Below are 23,224 nucleotides of genomic sequence, written 5' to 3'. Positions count from 1 at the left end.
ACAATTCGCGTTTTTTCCAATGTAATCGGGGTGTTTTCGAGGTGATCGAACAAGCGAGTTCCCTCACCAATTAGCACAGGCATAATAGCCACCTGTAGTTCATCAATCAAGTCTAATAATAAAAGCTGTCGTCCGACATTAGGACCACCAACGACGGTAACCTGTCTGTCTCCAGCTGCTCATTTAGCCTTTTTTGTAGCCGCCTGGATATCGTTAATAAAGGTGAAACTAATATTTTTGTCCTCCTTGGGTTGTTTTTCGGGTGCCTGTTCGGTTAATACAAAAATGGGCACTTGGAATTCATAATTACCTACATACCAGTCTGGATCCTCGGCCATCTCAAAGGTACGGCGACCCATTATGACAGCACCTGTTTTCTGAATTAACTCTTTTATTACTTCACTCTTATTCAACTCTTCAAAATCGGGATACAAGAGACTGGAATCGCCATTCTTATCGTTTACAAATCCATCGAGCGACATTGCCATTAAAAACACTACATTTGCCATATATATTTCCTTCTTATCTAGTATAACGTGCCTAGATACAACTAACTAACATACGCCCCTTGGATTCGAGCTATTTGTTTGAAGATTTAACGACTAAATGGATCGAACATTAAAGTAACTATTGAGTCGAATCTTAAAAGAGACATGGCGTATACTAATAGATATATGAGTGATATCGGATCGCCGATCTTACGAAACTTGGGGAATAAAAAAGGAGCCAAGATGAGCAACAAAACCACGGCCAATAAGGCAAGCGTCAATGACTTTATCGATGGGTTAGACGATCCCGTACAGCGGGCTGATAGCAGAAAGTTATTACAGATATTCAGTGATATAACCGGTGCGAGGCCAGTTATGTGGGGAACGGCACTTATTGGTTTTGGCTCAGTCGACTTGACATACGCGAGCGGCCGTCACGTACAGTGGCTACAAGTCGGCTTTAGTCCGCGCAAGGGCAAAATATCGCTTTACGTCACCTTTGATGCTGTAAAACTGACAAGTAAGTTTCCGGATTTGGGCACATACAAAACAGGCAAAGGCTGTATTTATATACGGAGACTTGCCGATATAGACCTAGATGAGCTCCATAAACTCATACAAACAGCCTGGCAAACTGGTTACGAACAACCCGTACGCAGTGACGGCAAAGAACAGATAAAAAACTTCGATAAATAAAACGAATTCAGCCTTTTACAAAGAGGACTACCTGACCCGCTAACAGTAAACCGCTAGCTACGGCACCTACCCAAGGAACAAAATGCGGAGAAATCCGTATCTCGCGACTTGTTACAGAATGCCGCCTTCGAATAACAATGAGCGATATGTTGACAGCCAGGAAAACAACCAGCAGGAGCAAACTCGTAGCTTGGGCAAGTTGCTCAATCGGCAACAGAAAGGCACACAGCGCCGCACCGACGCCAACCACCACTAGCCCACGTGCCGGGACGTGCCGTTTTGATACTCCGCCAAACCACGAAGGAATCCATCCCCGGCTGGCCAGCCCGTACAAAAATCGTGACCCCATTACCACATTAACAATCACTCCATTCAACGTAGCCACCAAGCTGACTCCGATAATCAATGCCGGTGATTGGCCGGTAGCTGTAGCATAGGCATCGGCCAGCGGAGCAGAGCTTTCACTTAACGCCCGCGGAGTTAGTACGCCCAATGTCACCGCGGCGACCGCAACGTACAGTACGGTAACACAGGCCATCGCTGCCAAGATGGCTTTCGGGTAGGCATGTTGCGGTCTCTTCACTTCTTCTGCAATATTGACCATATCTTCGAACCCAATAAATGCATAAAATGCAATGAGAGCCGCGGCCAGGATGCCAGCCAGCGCTGCTGCGTCTACCGTACCAATTGCATGCGAAAAACTACCGCCATAGGCAGCTAACGCACCGGGCTCAGCTATAAGAATCGCTGCCATCAAGAACAGCAATCCACCAACCTCAATAATAGTCAGAATCGCCGCCGTACCTACCGATTCTTTAATCCCGCGCAGCATGACAGCCAACAGTGCTACCACTGCCAATGCAATCACTAGCCGTGGGTCAACTGATACGAAGTGCGTGAAATAACCGCTAAAACCTTTGAGAAGTGTGGCGGTTGAAATAGTTCCGGCCAACACCAGCAGCAGGCCAATAACTGTCGATAGCCGCTTGGCCTTGAAAGCCTCGTGTAAATATACGGCGATGCCGGCGCTTACAGGAAACCGCGCCGCCAGTTCTGCATAACTCAACGCGGCACAAAAAGCCACGAGCGCCGCCAGCAGAAAGGCGAGCACCGCAAGATACCCTGCCGGTTCGGCAATCTTTCCCACCAACACATATACACCGGCCCCCACGATATTGCCAATACCATACAAAGTAAGCATGGTGGTGCCAACAGTCCGTCGAAGCCGAGAAACCGTACTCATGTTTTTAGTATATCAGCACGGATACCAGTGGACCTTTTCTAGAAAATAAAATCCGAGATATTTTTTTCGGACTTCTGGAAGGTTCGCTATTGAGACTACTGGAATGACTAGTCGCAGCGGCTCTATCGCCAAAGCTCATCATGGCTCCGTATAGTCGGGCCATCATACGTTGTAGCCTTTCCGCTTGGGTTATACAAAACACCACCTCGTTTGGGAAGATGTTTACTGCGATCATCGACGAGAAGGTATGGGCCTATCGCCCGCTTTTTTAAATAGTCGCCCTTTAGCTCGTCAACTACTTCTACGGGATACTCGTCAAGTCCATTCAAAGATGCTTTCAGGCGTTGAGTGAAATCATCTCCATATGAAAGTATGACTGGAACTAGGTTACGTGTTGCCAGCCTGCCAAGTGACCGACGCGCATCCGGAAAAAGCCGGTCAGGATTTTTTTCTCGTAGTCGCCGTGCAATTGCGATAATATCCTCTTCAGACAGGTTATATGGCTCGCCTTCAAGCTCAAAGCTAGGGTTTGGCCCTAAATGGTCACGGATGTCATAGGGTGGTACAACTAAAGTGCCTTGAGCCGCCGCTAATTCTTGACTTTGAATTCGCTGGCGCTGGCGCTCGCTTACAAGTCGAGTAGGATCGCCGACTTCTGCGAAAATAGCTTCAATGCCTCCGGCAGTCGGAGCAAGTGTGTCATCTTGATCAAGGAAGACTGTGCCTTCAAATTCGTTTAGGTTGGGAATTTCATGAGCCATTTTACAATACCTGTAATCTCTTACTTATTTGACCTTCACATTTCATATTCTACCTTAAAAATTGTAGTAATCCGTCCCCGCCAGACTCGAACTAAAGATAACAGGGGGTCAGACAAAACAAAAAAGTTCCAGAAAATAAAATCTGGAACTTTTCGTATCTGTAAATAATCTTGGTGGCTCCTCCCAGACTCGAACTGGGGACACAAGGCTCTTCAGGCCTCTGCTCTACCAACTGAGCTAAAGAGCCAGAAAACAGATGGTAACTTGAGGTAGTATAAGGTATTTCTTGAGGATTTTCAAGGGCTCATAGCTCTAAGACGCCATGAGCCCTCCTGAGTTACATATTTATTTACGGAGTATTTTACCGACAGCTTCAGTTAGCTCGGCAGGAAGGACAAACAAGGTTTTTTGACTCGGTTCGGCACTGATTTTTTCGAGCGTCTGAAGCGTACGAATATTAATACCGCCAGGAATCTTTGTAAGCATTGCTGCCGCATCCGCCACAGCCTGCGCCGCCGCTTTTTCACCATCTGCCGTAATAATAACCGCTCGGCGCTCACGCTCAGCCTCAGCTTGCTTGGCCATTGCGCGCTTCATATCCTGAGGAAGTTCGATATTTTGCACCTTTACGTTCTCAACATCAATTCCCCATTGGTCGGTTTGACGGTCGACGATTTCTTTAATCTGCTGGCTGATTTCCTCTCGCTTCGAAAGCAGGTCGTCGAGATCAACATTACCTGTCACATCGCGAAGAGCTGCCTGTGCAAACTGGCTAGTTGCATAAATATAATTGGTCGTTTCAAGTACTGCCTTTGGCGCATCAATCACTTTGAAATACACAACCGCATCAACGCCAACGGTTACATTGTCTTTAGTAATCACCTCTTGTTTTGGAACATCAATAGGCGTTGAGCGCACATCAACTCGAATGATCCGCTGAAAAACCGGTACGACGACTCGAAGACCAGGATTTCGAAGGCCAGTAAAACGCCCGAGTGTGAGCACGACGCCACGCTCGTATTGGTTAATGATTTTTATTCCACTCAGAATATAAATACCAACAATGATTATGATAAAAATGATAAATCCATCCACGCGTGCTATTCCTCCGTTTTGTCTGCTGGCTTTATTGTAGCGTCTAACGCGAGTGAAATAAAGCGTTCTATAAGTTCGGGATACGAAATACCTTCTTCGCGCCAGAGCTTAGGATACATACTGATGTTTGTAAAACCTGGCAATGTATTGATTTCGTTAACAAAAATTGTTCCGTCATCTTGAAGGAAGAAATCAACTCGAGAAAGTCCTTTGCAACCGAGGATCTCATATGCTTTTAAAGCGATATCACGAATGGTTTTGCTCGTATCCGCCTCTATTTGAGCAGGAATGGTGATTTTTGAAGTGCTACTGGGGGCGTATTTTGCATCGTAACTATAAAAATCACCGTCTGGTTCTATTTCACCAACAACACTGGCTTGATGATATGGCGGGTTACCTAAGACCGCTACTTCGAGTTCATACCCAGCAACACCGGCCTCAATCAATACCATATCGTCGTGCTTGTGTGCTTCGCTTAACGCTTGCTCGAGCTCGTCTTCACTATATATTTTACTCACCCCTACCGAGCTGCCAGCTCGAGCAGGCTTGACGAAGAGTGGACTTCCCAGCCTCATACTAAGCCTATTGAAATCAGGAAGTTCATCGGTAATGAAATGCTTTTCGTACGGAACAACCGAAATATTATTGGCGCGAAGGAGTTGTTTTGTCGCAACTTTGTCCATACAGAGCGCGCTTGCTATCATATCACAGCCCACCATAGGTATATGAAGAAGCTGAGCCAAACCTTGCACACTGCCGTCTTCGCCGTTTTTTCCATGAAGAACAGGCAAGATAACGTCGGGTTTGACGATTCTTGATTCGGGCATAGTGACAAAACTTCCCGCACCGAGAACTGGCATAAGTTGCGGCGCACCATGGGTAACGATAGATTCACCAAAACTGTCAAGAAGCCACCACTTACCATGACGATCAATATATCCAAGGAGCACCGTATACTTTGTGTCATCAATGGCGGCATATACATTGCGCGCCGAAGAGATCGAGACCTCATGCTCGGAAGATTCACCGCCGAATAATAGCAAAACGGTTGTTCGATCCATATTGTGGTCTTATTATACCATGGGATATTTTAGGAACTTTGAAAACCCCGCCGACATTCACTATCGGCGGGGTTGACGTTACGCGAAGCGGACTAGCGTCTCTGGGTGAGATCTCTTAGGGCACCGCACACACCCGGGCGTCCCAGAAGTTTGTCGGTGCGCGTTCGTTTCACCCCGGGGCAGTCTTTGACCGCCATGGCGACTTCTTCATCCGTCCTGCCCTCGCGTAGAACAATAGGCTGAGCTTCGTCTCACCTCCACAGCCGGATTCTCCGATGACAGGACCACGGCGGTGATCCTGGCTCCATCGATAACCCCTATGTTACGAAGCAAGTCGGGTGCATCCCGACCGATGCGATACTGACACATTTCGGCTTCAGTAACATTAGTGACACTGATTAACTGCGCGCACACTCCTTCCGGGATTTTGGGACAACCTTTACAGAATGTAATCGGCGCTTCCGTCATGCATATATTCATACTATCCCACGATACTTTAGTCAATAAGACTATTGCTTTTTATTAATTTTTATGTTATAATTTAAGTTAATTACCGAAAGTCGGTAAGGTTAACAATTTGGAGGTGGTTGCGATTATCATCTGCAACAACCCTGTCGCCAGCATCCTTTCCGGCCTCGTGTCGGCAGCCCAGTTGGCGGAGGGCACCGGACTGTCCCTGTCGACGTGCTTCAAGGTGCTGCACGACCTCACGGGGACATTCAACTACAGGACGATCGACATCGTTCACACCTGGGTTGTCACCAACCTCGGACCGTGCGACGAAGCCGATCTGTTCCACCCGGAAAACAACACCGACAAAGGGCGCAAGCCGCTGTCGGGGTCGCCGACGGCCCGCCAGGCCGAGATGACCATCTGCGGAAATTGCTTCATGGAGACGCGTAAAAGCGCGCCCGCCTGCAACGTCTGCGACCACCCGCTCTCCGTGAGCGCCTGAACCCGCCCCGGGAGGAGAATCTCGCCTTAATACGGCTTGAAGATTCCCCTCTCGGGGTTTCTTCATTTACCATAATATTTTATAATAATAGTATGGAGAGACGACCATTAGCCGAACGTATGCGACCGCAGACCCTCGATGAGGTAATAGGCCAGACCCACCTTTTGGGCGGCGGGGAAATTTTGCGTCGGATCGTCAAAAACAAAGAACCGGTAAGCCTTATTTTGTGGGGACCACCGGGCAGCGGCAAGACGACGCTCGCACGGATTATTGCCAAGGAGGTAAACGCCGAGTTTATCGAACTTTCTGCCGTAACAAGCGGCAAAAAAGATGTGGAGCGTGTGATTGAGCATGCCAGGCAAAACTGGAATTTAAAGCTTCGCACGATCTTATTCGTTGATGAAATTCACCGCTTTAATAAGGCTCAGCAAGATGCATTTTTGCCTCATGTTGAAAGCGGACTCATTACACTTATTGGCGCTACAACCGAAAACCCAAGCTTTGAGGTGATTACCCCACTTCTTTCGCGAACTCGCGTACTCGTACTAGAGCCGCTCACGAAAGATGAAATCATAGCCATTCTTAAGCGCGCACTAAAGGAATTGAAGGCCACGAAGCAAGTCACTCCAAAAGGCCTGGATTATCTAGCCCAATTGTCTAGCGGCGATGCACGTGTCGCTCTTGGCAATCTTGAGCTCGCTTTATCAATGAAGGAAAAAGTAACACCCGAAGTAGTGCGGGTTGCCGCCCAAAAACGGGTGCCTGGTTACGATAAAAAAGGCGAAATGCACTACAATGTCATTTCTGCGTTTATTAAAAGTATGCGTGGAAGCAATGTAAATGCGACACTTTACTACCTTGCCCGCATGATCGAAGCAGGCGAAGATCCTAAATTTATTGCACGCCGCATGGTTATTTTTGCCTCAGAAGATGTTGGTCTCGCAGGAAACGGCGCACTCGGCTTAGCGGTAGCGGCTTTTCAGGCCGTAGAACGAATTGGCATGCCAGAGAGTAACTATGTATTGTTCCATGTTGCTTCAGCACTGGCTAAAGCCGAGAAGTCGCGCCAAACGAGTGATGCCATGACACAGGCCCTGGCACTAGCGCGGCAGTATCCAGATGCGCCTGTTCCGCTTCATCTTCGAAACGCCCCGACAAAACTCATGAAAGACCTCGGCTATGGTGGGGGCTACAAATGGGAAGCTGATTTTAAACACAACAAAGGTTTTCTACCCGACGAATTAAAAAACGAGAAGATTTTTTAGCTAAAGTTCTTTAAATTCTTCAAGCATATAGATAAGAGAAGCAATCTCTATCAGTGTAATAACTCCGATCGACACGAATAAGCCTTCACCAAACATCTTCCCCCATCCCGTAAGAAGAAGCCCGATCGTAAGGAGGACGGGGATAAAAGCACCTTTTACTATGCGCTTACCTGAGCGACGACGCGCTTCTTGCTCCTTATTGGTAACGACAAACCCTAATCTTCCACCCAGAAGACAGTACATCCAAGGATACGTCATGGCAGGAAGTAGACTATAGTGAGCCAAAAAACCCTTGATTCTATCTGTAATGCTCGTGTGGGATCTTGAATAAAAGAGGAAAAGCCCAAGCTGGCCAACCATAGAAGCGATTAATGTTACTGCGATAATTTTTGCAATAAGACATTGAAACGTATCTCCGTACAAAAACCAGCTCAGGCCATTCGCTACAAAAATGATCGCAAGAAGTAACTCAAAATGGATCCAGGCAAATAATTGATTTACAAAACTGATTTTCTGGCGAAGTGTCAACGAGGAATCGCCTATTAATTGCCATAGTCGAGCCTTTAAGATCTGCATATTGCCGTACACCCAGCGAGTTCGCTGCCGTGCAAGAGAATCGTAATTAAACGGCATCACCCCCTGCCCAAAACTCTTATCGACGTATACCCCGCTATATCCAAGCTTGTGAATGGAGATACCTAGCTCGGTATCTTCTGTAATGCTGCTTTCGCTCCATGTTAGCTGAGAATCAAAGAGCTTCTTTCGAATCATCCCCATGGTTCCGGTAAAAGTCACGCCATTAAATGCCTGGGCCTGGTTCATAAATCGAGAGAAAAACAATTCATAATCGTTATAAAGGCTTGTGTTTTCATTTTTGTTTGAATAGTCCTGAGGAGTTTGCACGATCGCTACAGACTCATCTTTAAAGTAACCTACTGTTTCTGCTAAGAAGGTAGGTGTCACAATATAGTCAGCATCGACGATCGTAACAATTTCAACCCTAGCGGGGAGTAAGTTTTGTACATAATTGAGCGCGCCTGCTTTGTATCCAGCTATGCTATCGGCGTGATGAAAGACGAATCTATCCCCTAGATCCTGACATTTCTGCTCAATTTTTTTCCAATTTGCTTCCCAAGTGTTGTTGTTATCGATAACGTACACTTTATAGTGCTCGTAAGCTTGCTTGGAAAGCGCCGACAAAACACGGTTAACGATATGGGCGGGCTCATTGGAACATGCAATGATAACAGCGACATAGGGAGTATAAGAAGAATCGAAAACAGGCTCGGGCGGACGTTTATTGGAAGGATGGCTGAACTTAAGAAGTGTGATAATGACAACGAGAAGAGCAAGGAGAACGACAACAACAAAAGTCACGATCGGCGGTATCACTGCACCGATGAGAAGAGAGAATACCAGGATAATACCTATTCTAGTCTTATCAACCATATTCTTTGGCGACACAAACATAAAGCTAGCTTGCGAGAAGGACAACTTAGAAGTACCTTTGTCTTCTACTGTAATGTTGCCTATCAAAATGTCACGCGGCACCGCATGACTCTCACTAATCTAGTCTTTGCCTTTATGTTACTAGCTACCATTATCTATTATACTCCTTTTACCAAGAAGGATTGAGACCAAACGATACCATTGAACTTTATTTTAATATATTGAGAAGTTGGTCCACGGATTGCTTCACTGTATACATAGTGGACGCCCGCCTCCTTTGCTCATCGGTGAGCGGAGGAAGTCCGGCTGCTGTAGCTATGCCCCTGGCGAGCTCATACGGATTATCCGGCTCGACGAATGTCACTCCGCCGCAATCCGTTTCAACTAAGCCTCCATCGCGTGAGGCAACGACACGACATCCCGCATGTTGAGCTTCAACAGAGTTCATTCCAAATGTTTCATGATAAAATTGAGCATTCGATGGCATCAGCACAATATCATAGCGTGCCATCATTTTTGCCACCTCCCCAGGACCAACGGCGGGCGGGAGAAGGTTTAGGTACGGATGAACCTTTAGCATCGGCTCAATTATTTTTCCCTCCGGCGTGTCAGTAGCTGCCATCACTACATCAAATTCAAATTCATCAGGGGGAAGAATGTACGTAAAATGAAGTGCCGCCAAAAAAGTATAAATTCCTTTATCTGGATGGAGTCGGCTTGCGAGCAGAACCCGCTTTTTTTTCGAGGATTTTTTTTGCCGGGGCTGCTTTGCAAACACGCTGTCAGCAAATGGATAAGCCACGCCTATCTCAGAGCGCCTTATGCCCAAATCATCAGCCCAAAGCTGCGCTGCATACTGACTTGAAACGATAACTTTCCGGCCCTCCACACCTTTAACATAAAAGTCATGCTCACCTCGTTCTAGTGGTGGCGGTGGACAGTGCAAAATAACATAAGAGGGGTGACGCGTTTTAAGCAATTGGGGTTCAAGCACAAAAATGGGTATTTCTAGCTTGGCAGTTTCCTCTTTACTGAGAGGCAGAAAAGGGACACGAGGAATTTGCGGCAGATCACCATCATCATCGCTCTTCAAGGTTACAACCTGCGCATCTATTCCACGAGCATTCAGTTCTCTTGTTTGGCCGATAGTATAACTTTCTGATCCACCAATACCTGATAAGAAATTGTTTGCCGACCGCGGCCATATAAACGAAATCATATCTTTATCATAGCAAAGACAAGATCCCGGAGATACTATTCTTCGTCAAGCAACGCCGCAAGAACACCATTCGTCCAGCCAAACCCATCCTGCAACGGATATTCCCCGCCGCCACCCATCTGGCCGGGATCGACAACATTATACTTTTCGACAAGCTTGGCTTTTTCTTTGAACAGCTTTATATTTTCTTCGGTCCAGCGTTTTTTGATTTCATCCGCTAAACCATGGTGGCCGTAATTTCTGAGTCCTTGGATAACCACCCATTGCAACGGCGCCCAACCATTTGGAGAATCCCATTGCTGTGGAGTCTCAACAAGCGTCGTCACCACGCCGCCTTTTTTCAAGAAATCTTTTTCGATGCGTCGAGCGACGAGATTCGCCTGTTTGGTTGTTGCAATGCGAACATAGAGCGGAAATACACCCGCCAGCGTAACATGCGGGGTTTGTTCGTGGTGATGAAAGTTATAATCCATAAAGAAATTCTCGGTGTGGCTCCAGCAATATTCCTGGATGGCACGCACACGTTGGTTTGCCATAGCTTCAAATCTATTTGCTAGCAGTGGCTGGTAGAGTAGTCTGTAGCTCTGGGCTATGGTCATTTCGAGATCGTAAAGGAGGCAATTAAGATCGACCGGAATAATATCAGCGGTATGAATAGTACTTAGATCTTGAGAATCGAGTAACCAGCGCGAGCTGAAGTCCCAGCCGGATTCTGCCGCGGCACGAAGGTGAAGATAAAGGCGGTCCGACTCGCGGTCTGGTGCGGCACCAGCCGTTTCAAGGTCATCCAATACCGACTCTGGGCGTGGTCGTTTTTTGTTATCATAGTAACGATTAAGCAACATGCCATTTGGCATTTCGGCCACACGCGCATATGCCTTATTCTCCTGTTTACTGAGAAGTCTGCGACCTTTCATCCAAAAGCGATGCTCTATAAGCATGTACGGCAAATACTCAACCAGCGTGGATTTACCCTTATGCTGCGCCAATAGCTTTACCATATGCGAAAAAAACGGCGGTTGGCTGCGGCTCAAATAATACGTTCTGTTTGCCGTAGGGATAAAGCCGAATTTACGAAGCATATAGGCGTAGTTTTTCATCATGCCTTCAATCATATCCCAGCGATCATCAACAGCGAGACCGAGCATAATGAAATACGAATCCCAGTAAAAATGTTCGACATATCGCCCGCCTGGAACCACGTATGCATAGGGCAACGCAAAGAGAGATCCGCGCGAAAGTCTGTTGCGTCGCTCCAAAACATTCCATAGAGTAGCGATATGCTCCCGTGGTGTCATTGATGTATCGGTTTGATACGTTTTGCCCTTTTCACTGTATTCGTAAAAATGACGCATCACAAAATCCCGCAGGTCAAACTGCGGATCGTCTTTTGCAAGCATATATTCTTTTTTTATTTGTTTCATGCTCTGTCGCGGCACGAGATCGATGAAGATTTTTGTGTCGTCAAAAACGCGTTTTGTCTGCACATCCGTAAAAAGCGCATCGAACGCTTCGTCGGGGCTTTTTGCCACGGGCAACAACCCCCCTGCCGTCTTTACATACGTACTTTTTAAACTGTCGATACTAGGGATAGGGATACGGACTTTTTTCATTTCTACACTTAGTATAGGCCACACCCTACCCCTGATGCAACCGCTAAATGATGACTACTTTTTGATCAACACACCACTTATAAACAAGCCTCTCCGAGACGATAGTGCTATCCTTAAATATCACCGGATCGATGAATGCCACTTCATCCGCATCAGCACCTTTACCGTATTCGAATTGTTCAGGCATACCGAGCTCAAAGACCACCCATAATATCCACGCTTGCTTAGCTTTCACGAACCGTGGATTGGTCCCTATGATTCTGGCCTGAAATTTCTCGATGATAAGTACTTCCTCGTACATTTCCCGTGCAAGCGCTTCCTCGGCTGTCTCGCCGTGGTCCATGCCACCGCCAGGCAAGCTCCAGCTTCCTCCGTCTTCTTTGACCAGCAGCACTTCGCCCTTTTTATTGCGAATGATTGCCTTTATTGACACCCGATAAAATGCCTCCGGATAATTACCTTTAGGGATTGTCATAGTAGTATCTCCTTTCCAAAAAGAGCCATCCCGAGCTCTTTTTGGCGCTATGATGCTACTGCTTGGCGGCGCGTTTACGCTGCGTGGGGTCAAGATAGCGTTTACGAAGACGAAGCGACTTTGGTGTTACTTCAAGCAATTCATCGTCTTCAATAAAGTCAATACATTGCTCGAGCGAAAGTTCGGTAAACGGCGTCAATTGCACCGTACCGTCACTGCTGCTACTGCGCATGTTGGTAAGATGTTTTGCCTTACACACGTTAATGTCAAGATCATCATGGCGGTTGTAAAGACCAACGATCATTCCCTGGTATACTTGCACGCCAGGACCAACAAACAATTCACCACGTGATTCGGCGGTTTGCAATGCATACGGCGTGGTAACACCTGCTTCAAAAGCAACAAGCGCACCATTTCGACTTTGCTGAAGCTTAGGGCCGAGAGGCTGATATCCGTGCGGGAGGCTGTTCATAATAACTGTTCCTTTGGTGGCAGTAAGGAGAAGATTGCGAAGTCCAATCATGGCGCGGGTGGGCAAAATGTAGGTAGCACGCGACGTGCCGCTACTGGTTTGCTCCTGCTTTACAAGCTCAGCACGACGAACGCCAAGTTCTTGACTGACAGCACCAAGGAATTCTGGAGCGACCTCAATGAGGAGCTCTTCGACAGGTTCTTTTGTTACACCATCCTCCTCAATAGTGACTACCTGCGGACGACCAACTTCAAACTCATAGCCTTCACGGCGAAGCGTTTCAATAAGCACAGAAAGGTGCAATTCGCCGCGGCCCGAAACGATAAAGCCAATGCCATCTTCTGCCACACGGAGACTAACATTAGTTTCGAGCTCTTTTTTAAGGCGATCACCGATTTGGCGCGAAGTATTAAACTCACCCTCTTTACCCTTCATTGGGCTGGTATTGGGACCGAGATACATACTAAGGGTTGGGGCTTCAATGTCAATAACTGGAAGCGCTTCCGGATTTTCACGATCAGCGATCGTTTCACCGATGTGGGCATCCGCGATACCAGTAAGTGCGACGATGTCGCCGGCAATAGCACTCTCAACTTCTTCGCGGGCCAGACCACGATAGCCAAAGATTTTTTCAATCTTACCGCTTACCTGTGTACCGTCACGCTTAATGAGCGTGATCTGTTGGTTGCGCTTCGCACTTCCGCGAGTAATACGGCCAATGGCATATTTACCGAGGAAAGAGTCGTATTGGAGTGAAGTTACAAGTAGCTGCAATGGCTTATCTGCTTCAACGGACGGGGCGGGGATATCGTTAATGATAGCGCTGAAAATTGGTTCGAGATCAGCGTGTTCGGAGGGGTTGTCGGGGAGCTCGGTCCAGGCTTTTCCATCACGGCCAATAGCAAAGTACACCGGATAATGAAGCTGGCTATCGTCGATGGCGAGTTCCAAAAAGAGATCCGAAATCTCATCGATAACTTCGTCGATGCGGCGCGACGGCTTGTCAATCTTATTAATAATCACGACCGGCTTGAGACCAAGCTCCAGCGCCTTAGAAAGCACGAATTTGGTCTGTGGCATCGGACCTTCCTGGGCATCTACAATAAGGAGTACGCCATCGGCCATGTTGAGTGTTCGCTCTACTTCACCACTAAAGTCAGCGTGGCCAGGAGTATCGATGATATTAATTTTGTAATCACCGTGATAAATAGATGTCTGTTTAGCAGTAATAGTAATCCCACGAGCACGCTCTTGGTCGCCACTATCCATAATAAGCTCCTGGCTCATCTCTGCTTGGTTATCACGAAAGGTTTTGCTTTGCTTCAAGAGACCATCAACAAGCGTCGTTTTACCGTGGTCAACGTGAGCAATAATCGCGATATTTCGTATAAATTCTGTTTTTAACATAAAAATAAGCCCTTGGGGGCACCTCTCTAAATAAATCTTAACATATTTTTGTTTATAAATCCAAGAAAGCAGGGGATGCTGCGACAGTTTTACTCGTCGCCGCACCCCCTTACTACTTTCGTCCTACGGCCTGATTCGCTTAGACGCCCTTGACCGTCTTCGTGAACCCGTGTTTGAACGCCGCCACCATGAGAGACTCGTACCGCGCACACATCAGCACGATCGAGCCTCCGATGAGGAAGTACGCCATCGACGCGCTGTCCGGGAGGTAAAGGAACCAGAACCCGCCGGACTGATTCGGCCCATACATCATGATGGTCAGGGCCGACAGGTCGATCACAGTGTCAACGATACTGAAAAGGAACGCGACGACCGTCAGTGTGTTCAACTTCTCCTTGATTTTGAACTTTCCACCGCCGCCCTCGCCTGATCTCTCCCTCCCGACGTAGTACAAAATGAACTGTCCCACCGTCAGGCCGATTGCAATTGCGAGCGCGATGAGGTCGAGAGCCACCGGAAGCTGCATGTCGGTTCCCAACGACGACTTGAAGAAGAAATACGTCAGGAACACATCCAGCACCAGAACGCCAAGGATCGCGATTCCGCGAGCGGACTGGCAGAAAAGCTCGTACAGCAGCCCGGCCTTCTTGAAGAACCAGAGGAAGATCCCGATCCCAGGCCAGTCGAACGGCGGCCTAGCATTCTTGTCCCGGTCATACATCGGCTTCAGAATCACTTCCTGGAGGAAGCACATAGCGACGACGATCGTGGCAATGATCTTGAAGCCCACGCTGGGATCGTCGGGAGTGATGTTGAGTCCCTGCTCCGGCCCGTACACCAGACTTGTGAACCCAGCCAAGTCAACGGCCGAATCCATAGTCGCGACGAAGAGACCAAAGAGAATGACCAGCCACTCCTCGAACAATGCGCTCTTCCAGTTGATGCCCCGGACTGTCACAAACAACAGGTACTGAAACCCTGTCGTTGCGACCGAGAATGCCCACGAGATGATCGTCGAGAGTGAACCCGAGTACATGCCCGTTTTGTCGATGTAGTTGGTCATGAACTGTGGGCCCAAGTAGAGATCGATTCCCACGAAAAGCACAGGAAGCGCGAAGGCTCCCAAGCCCATGAACACCGACGCGAGGCCCATCCCTACGGTGAAGAGCCACCCCGGTTTACTTTTACTGTTCGTACTCATCCCAATCTCCTTGGGTAGTCGGTTGGACGAAAGTAACATCTTACAAATACAAAATAATAGCTGCAAAGTCAAGCGTAAGTTGTTTGCTGCTCCCCCGTGCCCTTCGTAGCACAGGGGGAGCAGCGACGAGCAGTCCTACGGAAAGCGCGACGGATTGTTGTACGATTCTCTGGCCAGCCCCAGCCGTTGATTGAGGACGGCCTGTCGAATCGCCCGAGAGCTACCGAGGTTCATGAGATTCGATCGCTCGAACTCATTGTGAAATGCAACCACGGCATCCTCCAGAGAACCCTGTTTCAGCATCATGGCCCACTCGTTTGGAAACCGACTGTATTCGGCCAGATGCGGTTTTCGAACATGCATTTCCCTGTACATATAGTCAAGCTGATAATCCAGGTCGCTGACTTTCTTCCCCTTGGGGACGGACTGCTCAAGCGCAGTGCGACGACCGCGAGACCATTGGCATAGGCCATACCCGATACCGCTGCCGTACTCCACGATCTTCGGGTCGAAGTGAGACTCGGCCTGGATATTGCCCATCACGCCAGCAGCTTGCTCACGAGATAGGCCATTGGCCCGGAGAAACTTCCAGACCTCGTTCTTCACCTTCTCTCTTTCGGTCGCGTTTTGCGCGGGATGTGCCGGTGCGGGTGGGTCGGCCTCCTGAATGTCGGCGGGGCCGGCATCGGTCGCAACAGCTAGATTACTGAGATCGAACCTCCACGGAAGGTTTTTGCCTTCGTCGAAGTGATTCGTTGCCCAGAAAAGGGCACCGGCCAAAGCCAAGACGACAACGGTGCACAAAAATGCGACGCCGCCACCACCGCTTGTTTCTTCCTCTTCGGACACACTACCTCCAAAAAGTGCGTGTACGATTGCAAGTCCCCCTCGTAGGCGGCTCTGGCTTACTTATATCATATAAATGAGCTACTTACAATTTACCACTCTCCTCTCAGTGTGATATATATGAAGAGAGATTAGAGCCTAGAGAGAGGATTGCCATGTCCGTTCCGGGTTTTATCGAGAGAGAAATGGAGATCTTTCCTGAAGTCGAGACGTCTCTGATTTCGTACATGAGACGCAAGGGATGCTCATTCAACGTGGCACTGAGTCATGCTTTGAAAGTTCTTGGCGGCGTAGATGTTGCCAAGCAAGCTGGCGAAGAAGTTGTTCACGTTCCTGGCTACACTGCTCAATCCGAGGTAGAAGCGTTTCAGACTATTTATGGCCAGGAGATCCACCTGGAAAAGGTCGGTCAGAGCATCAATAGCAAGCCGCGAAAAATCCCTGTCCAGGTAGACGAAAAGGCGTACAACTCACTTCGCGCTTACACACAGGGGCGTGCTGTAGCGGAGGCAGCCGCGATCATGCACGCAACGTTCCTTCTCATCCTCTGCCTTCACGGAGATCTATGGGTTCGGCCATTTGGCAAAAAGCCATTACGCGTGATTCTCGAAAAGTAGTTCATCTCAAAAAGCCCCTGTGCGATTCGCGTTTCTCGCGTCGCACAGGGGCTTGCATCACAATCTTATTTTATAGCCTTGCCTCTCACGGATACCGCGAAAGACAAGGCATTTTCAGCTCTCCAGAGCCGGACGCCCCAGAAGACGGAGCGACGCATTCGGCAGGTAATACCGAGCGGTCTCCTCGGAGAGTCCGAACAACCGACCATGCCACTGCTGACCAGCAATGCTCGCGTCGTCCGACTCGCGATGACTAGGAGTTGACGTTATCTCGTACACATCAACCCTGGCCGGTCCAGCAACGCGCACCTCGGCAGGGACCTGAGACATCGCGCCCTCGCATACCGTGAAGTCGTATGGTCTCCCGGCAGCCTTCAGGTTGTACAGCGGTTCGTCGACCCGAAGAGGGTCGTCGTGCTCCGCACACAAGAGCATTATGCTATCTCCTCACTCAGCACGAACTGCAACAACACGCCAGAATGGAGTGCTTTTATATACTATCTCTCTCATGTTTTATTGGTCAACTACTAGCTTCAGGGGACTTGAACCAAACTAGCTTTTATGCTATAAATATTCTACTCAGGTTTTTCCAACCTGACCCGTTCAAGGGAGAGTGCGATGACCTCACGCGTCAGGATTCACAGCAATTGGCTCTCGGAGCTCGGAGAAGAGTTCCCTCAGTCAGCACCTCAGATCGATGCGCTTGCCGCACACATGTTCGCCAAGCAGGAGAAGCTGGCGGCACTCATCCGGTTCTGTGCCGCTCGCCCCGAGCTGCGCATGATGTGGATGTACGCCGAGTACAGTGCGGCACTGGACGCCGTTGCGCTGGAATCATCCGAATCGGAGCGTACCACGGGCACACAGCCCTCCGGGCAACAGAGGAGCGGACGAGCTGGGCACACCCACAACGCCATTCTCGATGTGGCAGAAACGCTGATCCAACGAGGCGAACCATGGAACAGAGACAAGCTGGCAAACCTGGCAAACATCAGCCCAGCAACTCTCTACAACCACTTCGCATCAACCAGTCACATCATCGTCGAAGCATACGAGCGCCTGCTCGCCGCATAGCCCGAACGTTACCTCGCCGCGCGCAGTTTGAAACACTTCGCTTAAACGGCGAGGTGTTTCAATAAAGCGAGCGTCGATCTTATAGTTGCCAGTCTGGTCCATCCCTCCGATTGGACCGCCATTGAGGACCCCAGACCGGTTAGTTCTATTAAGATAGAAAGTAGCAAATCCGAGCTCGAACGGATCAGCCGAGGGATCGAGATAGAGTTCCTTTTGCCGACTCCACTCTTTCACCGTGAGCTCAGCCTTCGTAAGTCGTTCGCTAAACCTGACCGGTTCAGCAACAACTGCCGACCAGAAGGCAAAGACTGCCGGATCAAGGTCGTTAATTACGATCCGTTGCACCTGGCCAGTCACTAGCAGCGCCAGAGCGGCACCGGCACCGCCCGCGTATGGCTCGACGTAGGTTCCCGCCGTCAGACCATTCGCGCGAATGAACGATTTTAGCCTGGAATACAACGCCCCCTTGCCGCCAGGGTAGCGCAACGGCGAGATTGTTACCCGCCGCAGTTTGCTCTTGTCGACATACGCACTGGTCACGGCTTCAACATCACCTTAATAAGTCCTACCATGCCATCCCAGCAGTTTCGCACCTCGTCCGTCGAGGCGAAAACATGGTGATTATGGTTTATGGCGTTCATGTGATCACCAGTGCACGTCGCTGTCGGCGGCGATCGAACGCGAGGCAGCAGCCAGGCGAGGCGCTATCGAAGGACTGTTCGGCGGAGGCGAGATCACGACGCCGCCGGCCAAGCCCACTGGCACCCGCGCCCGTAAGGCCGGAGCCAGCGAGTAGCACCGCCTGAGCAGCACTCCACCTCGAAGGGCGACGGGTAGCACTTGAAGTGCTACCCGTCGCCACACAATCACCCGACTGAAAGCTGGGGCTGCAAAAAACACAGCACCGCGACAACAGAGATAGGACTGCCTTTCCTCGATCAGGGCAGGCTCACCTTTCTTGGCACAGATGAAAGCCGCTGAAAAAATACTAGGAGGACCAATGCATGCCATCGAAGAAGAAGTCAGAATGGGAGGTGCGCACCCATGGGACACAACTAGATGACACCCGATCGGGTGAACAGGGTGCGAGTGATGGAGATAACAAAACCGCCTCCACCCTCGATGAGGGTGGAGGCGGTTTTGATCTTGCTACCGACGTGGCCCCACTCTCCGTGGTCCTTTCGGACCACGGTTCAAGTAAGACCGCGCTGGTGGAGCATATCGGATTCGAACCGATGACCTCTTCCATGCCATGGAAGCGCGCTAGCCAACTGCGCCAATGCCCCGAAGTTCTTAATTACTATAGCAAAACCTCACCCCTATTTCCATAGAGGCGAGGTTTTTTATAAGCTGCTACGCGCCCACCCTGGGGCACTTTCTTTTGTTTTCAACTGTTTGTTTTTATACGCCAGAGGGTACCCCTGCAAGCGTACCAGCTTGACGTTAGTATGCTCTTATTTATTAACTTTTTCAAGCTTATGCTAGCTCGATATGTAGAAATATGCTTAAATAGGCTTGTTCAGAAGCACACGCGATAAGCAAGTGTATCTCTCTATAAGGGGCTACTCTTTCTGTAAACGTTCGCAGCATGGTCGATCTGACAACGATTTAAACAAGAAAGAGTTACCTACGTTTTATGGCACAACAAAATCTATTCATTGGTAAGCTAGCTTTCGCTACTACCGATGATGGTCTCAAAGCTTACTTTGAGCAAATTGGTGAAGTTGAAAGTGCACGTATCATCACTGATCGTGACAACAACAACCGCAGCAAAGGCTTCGGTTTTGTTAGCTTCGTCAACGACGATGACAACCAAAAAGCTATCGACAAGCTCGACAATACTGAGCTTGATGGCCGCACTATTAGTGTGAGCCTTGCCCGCCCTAAGGAAGACCGTCCACGACGCGATTTCAATGGCGGCGGCAACCGCGACAACAATGGCGGTGGTTCATTCCGTCAGCGCAGCTGGTAGTTTACTACCTAACGCAAATAGGACACCTCGTTTTATACGGGGTGTTTTATTTGTTGCGACGACGAAGTGTAATGGCAGCTAAAAGAAGTGCACCGACTACAAATGCGCCGACTACCGACATATCCCGCCAGGCATTATCCGTAACATCCATGTGGCTCACGACTTCATTAAGGGCATCGATGGCATAGGTCAGCGGCAAATAGTACGCGATCGACTCAAGTGCACTGGGCATCTGACTTAGCGGAATAAATAAGCCACCGATAAGGATTTGGGGGAATACGAGCGCAGGCATAAATTGAACAGCTTGAAACTCTGTCTTTGCAAACGCACTTACAAAAAGGCCCAGTGCGGCTCCAAGAAGTGCATCGGCAAGCGCCATGGCCACCAAGAACCAATGAGGGCCCGTAACGTCCAGATTGAATCCGTATAAAATAAGAACGCTTACAAGCAAAGCTTGGATAATAGCCAACAGACCGAATGCCATCATATATCCCATTATCAGGTCGAATTTGCCGATAGGAAGCGCCATAAGACGCTCCATCGTACCGCCTGTACGCTCACGGAGCGTTGTGATAGACGTAATTATGAACATAATAACAAACGGAAATACGCCAAGTAGCGCAGGAGCAACTCTATCAAATACTGCCAGGTTGTCGCTGAATAACCACCTAAAAAGTGTCATGAGTAGACACGGGACAACAAAGATAAGAGCCACCGTGCGTGGATCGTGCGAGAGCTGACCGAATATGCGACGCGTTGTAGCGAATGTAGCCCTAATATGATACATCATGCTTTTCCCTCTTTTTTGATCGCAACCATAAACGCATCCTGTACGGAATTTGTTTTTGTAGCAGCCAACAATTCGTCTTTTGTATCTTGCCACAATAGCTTTCCTTCGCGAAGAAGAAGGAGATTATCGCACTGTTCTGCTTCATCCATTACATGACTTGAAACAAGAAGCGTTTTGCCAGCCAGTGCCATATCCTTAAAAAGCCGCCACAAATCTTGGCGAAGCAGTGGATCAAGTCCTACGGTTGGCTCATCAAGCACCAGCATATCAGGATCACCAAGCAGAGCAACGGCAAGCGAAACACGCGCCTTCTGCCCTCCCGAAAGCCGCTCAACCAGTTGATGGCGCTGCTCAGTTAAATGCACCTTGTCGATAATAGCTTTTACTTGAGACTTTGATGCTCCCGTGAGTGTTCCGAAATAACGAATGTTTTCTAAAATAGTAAGGTCCTGATAGATGGCGGGCGCCTGCGTGACATATCCGATTTTTTTTCGCAGCTCTTTACTTCCAGCGGCCTCACCCAGTACTGTCAGCGAGCCTTTATATTTTTGAACACCAACAATGGCCCTCATAAGTGTCGTCTTGCCTGAGCCGCTTGGGCCGATTAGTCCAGTCACCGTTCCTCTTGTTACTTCAAAGGAGAGATCGTCAAGAATAGTGTCGCGCTCTTTTTTTACCACCAGGTTTTTCGAGACAATGGCAGGCTCTTGCTTCATGCTGTAATAGTATAAGATTTTACAGAAAGCGACAATGGCTACGGTTACTTCTCATGAAGCTGAGAGGCAAACATAGTATAGTACGCACCATGCTTCGCAACGAGTTCTTTGTGCGTCCCCTGCTCAACAACTTTTCCATCTTTAAGCATATAAATTACATCTGCTTTTTCGATGGTTGTGAGACGGTGAGAAATTGTCACGATCGTCCGTTTTGCATCGGCAAATATATGACGGAAAATACGCTCTTCGGCGAGTGCATCAATTGCCGATGTCGGCTCATCCAGACGAGTATCGGGCTGTCGCGATAAAAGTTGCGCGCTAACGCCAGCCGTTGCCACTGGCCGCCAGAAAGGTCGGTTCCTACATTACCTTCAGAGTCTTCCATCCATGGATGAACATAGCTGTCGTATTGTTTCGGGAGTTTCTCAGGAACTTCCGTGCCTCTGCCTTATCGACAGCTTTGTTGAAACGTTCACTATCCATAGGCCGGGTAACGTCGCCAAAATAAATATTTTCGCGTGCCGTCGCAAAACTAAAAGCTAGATAGTCTTGGCGCAAAACACCAAGTAAGCGATGCCAGCTTTCCGTATTTATATCGCGGAGGTCTTTCCCGTCCACCTCAACATTTCCTGACGATGGTATGTAAAGGCCTGTAAGAATTTTAATGAGAGTGGATTTACCTGCACCATTTTCGCCCACAATCGCTACATGCTGATGCTTTTTAATAGTGAGAGAAATGCCTTGAAGAACATCCGCTTTGGCGTTAGGGTAGCGAAACGAAACGTTTCTTAGCTCAATTATATTCGGAGCTTCACGAACCATATGATGACCCGAACGATGTTCGGGTAAGGACATAAACTTTTGATAGTCAAATAGATTTGCAATATCTTCGTCAACCATATTTATTTGGCCGACAAAGCTGCTCGCTCCGCCAAGTGCCCGACTCACAACTTGCTGAACATACAGAAATTGACCCACAGGTTGCGCACGACCTATTATTTGTACAACTGTGAAAAGCAGTGTGATTACTTCGGCGCCCGCCTCTAAAGCATCTGCACCGAGGCGCTTAAAGATATATTTACGCTCAAACTCTATCCTTTGTTTTTCATCTTTGTCACGAAGCTTTGTGCGAAGGTCGAGCAGATGACGAACAAGAGAATAGAGTCGTAATTCTGCAATGTACTGCGGCTCAAAAAGATTCCATTCGATCTGGCTTTTGGCACGACGGACCTCAACATTTTCGTTCCAGTGTTTCGTTTGTGCTCTCGACAATTTGAACTGAATGATGATGCCCGGAATTATAGCCAGTACAAGGATAATACCGAGTATCCAGTTAACCAAAACAAGCGCAACGATACCAGCGAGTCGGTCAAAAACATAGGCAAAAAATTGTGAAAACTGTTTTGCTTTATCGTACATATCGGCCGTGTCTTTGTCGTCGTAGCGCCAAAAATCAAGCGATAAAAAATGCTCGTACATACGATCGCTGATCCCTGCCTCGATTTTGTATCTCATCAGCTGGGTAGTAAACTGCTCGATACTCCGCCATACGGTCATTAATATACCGAGAATAGACGTTATTATTACATATAAAATCGCCTGCTGGCCTGCCGCGTGATCACCCGCATACGCCCCCGCCAACGCGGTGGTCGTTAGTGCCGCATAGTACGTGGTGATAAGTGGTAATAGCGCGCTAATAATCGCCCCTACTACCTGAAGGACCACCATGAGTGGTGCGCCTGGTAGGTGATCTTTCCCACCTGTGCAATAGCGACAATATACTGCTTTTTAGTCAGCTTCTTTTTGTCT

General features: G+C 48.6%; 25 protein-coding genes and 2 tRNA genes. 5 read left to right on the top strand and 22 right to left on the bottom strand.

Annotated elements, in window-relative coordinates; all coding sequences use genetic code 11:
• Window positions 1–179 precede the first annotated feature (179 nt).
• On the bottom strand, window positions 180–509 hold the full coding sequence (locus VFH06_03000; protein ID HET6747045.1) for a dihydrofolate reductase family protein: 330 nt from the start codon (window positions 507–509) through the stop codon (window positions 180–182).
• Between the two features lie 165 nt (window positions 510–674).
• Here VFH06_03000 and VFH06_02995 point away from each other — a divergent pair, with 165 nt between their 5' ends.
• Window positions 675–1,184 carry a DUF1801 domain-containing protein gene (locus tag VFH06_02995; GenBank protein HET6747044.1) on the top strand — a complete coding sequence of 170 codons (510 nt, stop codon included), beginning with the start codon at window positions 675–677 and terminating at the stop codon, window positions 1,182–1,184.
• Between the two features lie 7 nt (window positions 1,185–1,191).
• Here VFH06_02995 and VFH06_02990 read toward each other — a convergent pair whose 3' ends face one another.
• From VFH06_02990 to VFH06_02965, 6 genes are all read right to left on the bottom strand, one after another.
• Window positions 1,192–2,427 carry an amino acid permease gene (locus tag VFH06_02990; protein HET6747043.1) on the bottom strand — a complete coding sequence of 412 codons (1,236 nt, stop codon included), beginning with the start codon at window positions 2,425–2,427 and terminating at the stop codon, window positions 1,192–1,194.
• 122 nt (window positions 2,428–2,549) lie between these two features.
• Window positions 2,550–3,188, bottom strand: a complete 639-nt coding sequence (locus VFH06_02985; GenBank protein HET6747042.1) for an HAD family hydrolase — start codon at window positions 3,186–3,188, stop codon at window positions 2,550–2,552.
• Window positions 3,189–3,359: 171 nt separating this feature from the next.
• A tRNA-Phe gene (locus tag VFH06_02980) sits at window positions 3,360–3,435 on the bottom strand.
• Window positions 3,436–3,533: 98 nt separating this feature from the next.
• The gene (locus VFH06_02975; protein ID HET6747041.1) at window positions 3,534–4,283 is read right to left on the bottom strand and encodes a slipin family protein; all 750 of its coding nucleotides are present in this window, start codon (window positions 4,281–4,283) and stop codon (window positions 3,534–3,536) included.
• Between the two features lie 5 nt (window positions 4,284–4,288).
• Window positions 4,289–5,344: a D-alanine--D-alanine ligase family protein gene (locus tag VFH06_02970; GenBank protein ID HET6747040.1), complete on the bottom strand. Its 1,056-nt coding sequence runs from the start codon at window positions 5,342–5,344 to the stop codon at window positions 4,289–4,291.
• Window positions 5,345–5,894: 550 nt separating this feature from the next.
• Entirely contained in the window at window positions 5,895–6,365 is a 471-nt protein-coding gene (locus VFH06_02965; protein HET6747039.1) for a hypothetical protein, read from the bottom strand.
• 26 nt (window positions 6,366–6,391) lie between these two features.
• On the opposite strand from VFH06_02965, the gene VFH06_02960 reads away from it, so the two are divergent.
• Window positions 6,392–7,564 carry a replication-associated recombination protein A gene (locus VFH06_02960; protein HET6747038.1) on the top strand — a complete coding sequence of 391 codons (1,173 nt, stop codon included), beginning with the start codon at window positions 6,392–6,394 and terminating at the stop codon, window positions 7,562–7,564.
• On the opposite strand, the gene VFH06_02955 is transcribed toward VFH06_02960, so the two are convergent.
• The 7 genes from VFH06_02955 to VFH06_02925 form a co-directional block, all read right to left on the bottom strand.
• Complete coding sequence (locus VFH06_02955) at window positions 7,565–9,013, bottom strand: glycosyltransferase (GenBank protein ID HET6747037.1); 1,449 nt, start codon at window positions 9,011–9,013, stop codon at window positions 7,565–7,567.
• A gap of 208 nt (window positions 9,014–9,221) precedes the next feature.
• A complete protein-coding gene (locus tag VFH06_02950) occupies window positions 9,222–10,232 on the bottom strand; it encodes a glycosyltransferase family 4 protein (protein HET6747036.1) in 1,011 nt (336 codons plus the stop codon).
• A 35-nt stretch (window positions 10,233–10,267) separates the two neighbouring features.
• The gene (gene treF, locus VFH06_02945; protein ID HET6747035.1) at window positions 10,268–11,845 is read right to left on the bottom strand and encodes an alpha,alpha-trehalase TreF; all 1,578 of its coding nucleotides are present in this window, start codon (window positions 11,843–11,845) and stop codon (window positions 10,268–10,270) included.
• A 43-nt stretch (window positions 11,846–11,888) separates the two neighbouring features.
• Window positions 11,889–12,320, bottom strand: a complete 432-nt coding sequence (locus VFH06_02940; protein ID HET6747034.1) for an NUDIX hydrolase — start codon at window positions 12,318–12,320, stop codon at window positions 11,889–11,891.
• A 55-nt stretch (window positions 12,321–12,375) separates the two neighbouring features.
• A complete protein-coding gene (gene typA / locus VFH06_02935; protein ID HET6747033.1) occupies window positions 12,376–14,199 on the bottom strand; it encodes a translational GTPase TypA in 1,824 nt (607 codons plus the stop codon).
• A gap of 139 nt (window positions 14,200–14,338) precedes the next feature.
• A complete protein-coding gene (locus VFH06_02930; GenBank protein ID HET6747032.1) occupies window positions 14,339–15,400 on the bottom strand; it encodes a hypothetical protein in 1,062 nt (353 codons plus the stop codon).
• Window positions 15,401–15,535: 135 nt separating this feature from the next.
• Window positions 15,536–16,249 carry a phage tail tip lysozyme gene (locus VFH06_02925; GenBank protein HET6747031.1) on the bottom strand — a complete coding sequence of 238 codons (714 nt, stop codon included), beginning with the start codon at window positions 16,247–16,249 and terminating at the stop codon, window positions 15,536–15,538.
• A 152-nt stretch (window positions 16,250–16,401) separates the two neighbouring features.
• Between VFH06_02925 and VFH06_02920 the strand changes: the two genes are divergently transcribed.
• Window positions 16,402–16,863 (top strand): hypothetical protein, encoded by a 462-nt coding sequence (locus VFH06_02920; GenBank protein ID HET6747030.1) that lies wholly within the window; start codon window positions 16,402–16,404, stop codon window positions 16,861–16,863.
• Window positions 16,864–16,977: 114 nt separating this feature from the next.
• Here VFH06_02920 and VFH06_02915 read toward each other — a convergent pair whose 3' ends face one another.
• On the bottom strand, window positions 16,978–17,193 hold the full coding sequence (locus VFH06_02915) for a hypothetical protein (protein HET6747029.1): 216 nt from the start codon (window positions 17,191–17,193) through the stop codon (window positions 16,978–16,980).
• Window positions 17,194–17,481: 288 nt separating this feature from the next.
• Here VFH06_02915 and VFH06_02910 point away from each other — a divergent pair, with 288 nt between their 5' ends.
• Window positions 17,482–17,937, top strand: coding sequence for a hypothetical protein (locus tag VFH06_02910; GenBank protein ID HET6747028.1), 456 nt, complete (start codon window positions 17,482–17,484; stop codon window positions 17,935–17,937).
• Here the strand turns inward: VFH06_02910 and VFH06_02905 are convergent.
• The 3 genes from VFH06_02905 to VFH06_02895 form a co-directional block, all read right to left on the bottom strand.
• A complete protein-coding gene (locus VFH06_02905; GenBank protein ID HET6747027.1) occupies window positions 17,887–18,477 on the bottom strand; it encodes a DNA adenine methylase in 591 nt (196 codons plus the stop codon). The genes VFH06_02910 and VFH06_02905 overlap by 51 nt on opposite strands.
• A 97-nt stretch (window positions 18,478–18,574) precedes the next feature.
• Window positions 18,575–18,799 (bottom strand): hypothetical protein, encoded by a 225-nt coding sequence (locus tag VFH06_02900; protein ID HET6747026.1) that lies wholly within the window; start codon window positions 18,797–18,799, stop codon window positions 18,575–18,577.
• Window positions 18,800–19,146: 347 nt separating this feature from the next.
• Window positions 19,147–19,223: transfer RNA gene (locus tag VFH06_02895), tRNA-Ala, on the bottom strand.
• Window positions 19,224–19,573: 350 nt separating this feature from the next.
• Here VFH06_02895 and VFH06_02890 point away from each other — a divergent pair.
• The gene (locus tag VFH06_02890) at window positions 19,574–19,909 is read left to right on the top strand and encodes an RNA-binding protein (protein HET6747025.1); all 336 of its coding nucleotides are present in this window, start codon (window positions 19,574–19,576) and stop codon (window positions 19,907–19,909) included.
• Between the two features lie 46 nt (window positions 19,910–19,955).
• On the opposite strand, the gene VFH06_02885 is transcribed toward VFH06_02890, so the two are convergent.
• The 4 genes from VFH06_02885 to VFH06_02870 are packed head-to-tail and all read right to left on the bottom strand — an operon-like array spanning window position 19,956 to window position 23,143.
• Window positions 19,956–20,699, bottom strand: a complete 744-nt coding sequence (locus VFH06_02885) for an ABC transporter permease (GenBank protein HET6747024.1) — start codon at window positions 20,697–20,699, stop codon at window positions 19,956–19,958.
• The gene (locus VFH06_02880) at window positions 20,696–21,415 is read right to left on the bottom strand and encodes an ABC transporter ATP-binding protein (GenBank protein HET6747023.1); all 720 of its coding nucleotides are present in this window, start codon (window positions 21,413–21,415) and stop codon (window positions 20,696–20,698) included. Before VFH06_02880 ends, VFH06_02885 begins: the two co-directional genes overlap by 4 nt.
• A 44-nt stretch (window positions 21,416–21,459) precedes the next feature.
• A complete protein-coding gene (locus VFH06_02875; protein HET6747022.1) occupies window positions 21,460–21,753 on the bottom strand; it encodes a hypothetical protein in 294 nt (97 codons plus the stop codon).
• A 22-nt stretch (window positions 21,754–21,775) separates the two neighbouring features.
• Window positions 21,776–23,143: an ABC transporter ATP-binding protein gene (locus VFH06_02870; GenBank protein ID HET6747021.1), complete on the bottom strand. Its 1,368-nt coding sequence runs from the start codon at window positions 23,141–23,143 to the stop codon at window positions 21,776–21,778.
• Window positions 23,144–23,224: the final 81 nt, after the last annotated feature.

The sequence above is a fragment of the Candidatus Saccharimonadales bacterium genome, from assembly GCA_035697325.1.
Taxonomy (GTDB): Bacteria; Patescibacteriota; Saccharimonadia; order Saccharimonadales; family Saccharimonadaceae; genus JALRBM01.
This window is presented reverse-complemented; position numbering and strand designations above follow the sequence as displayed.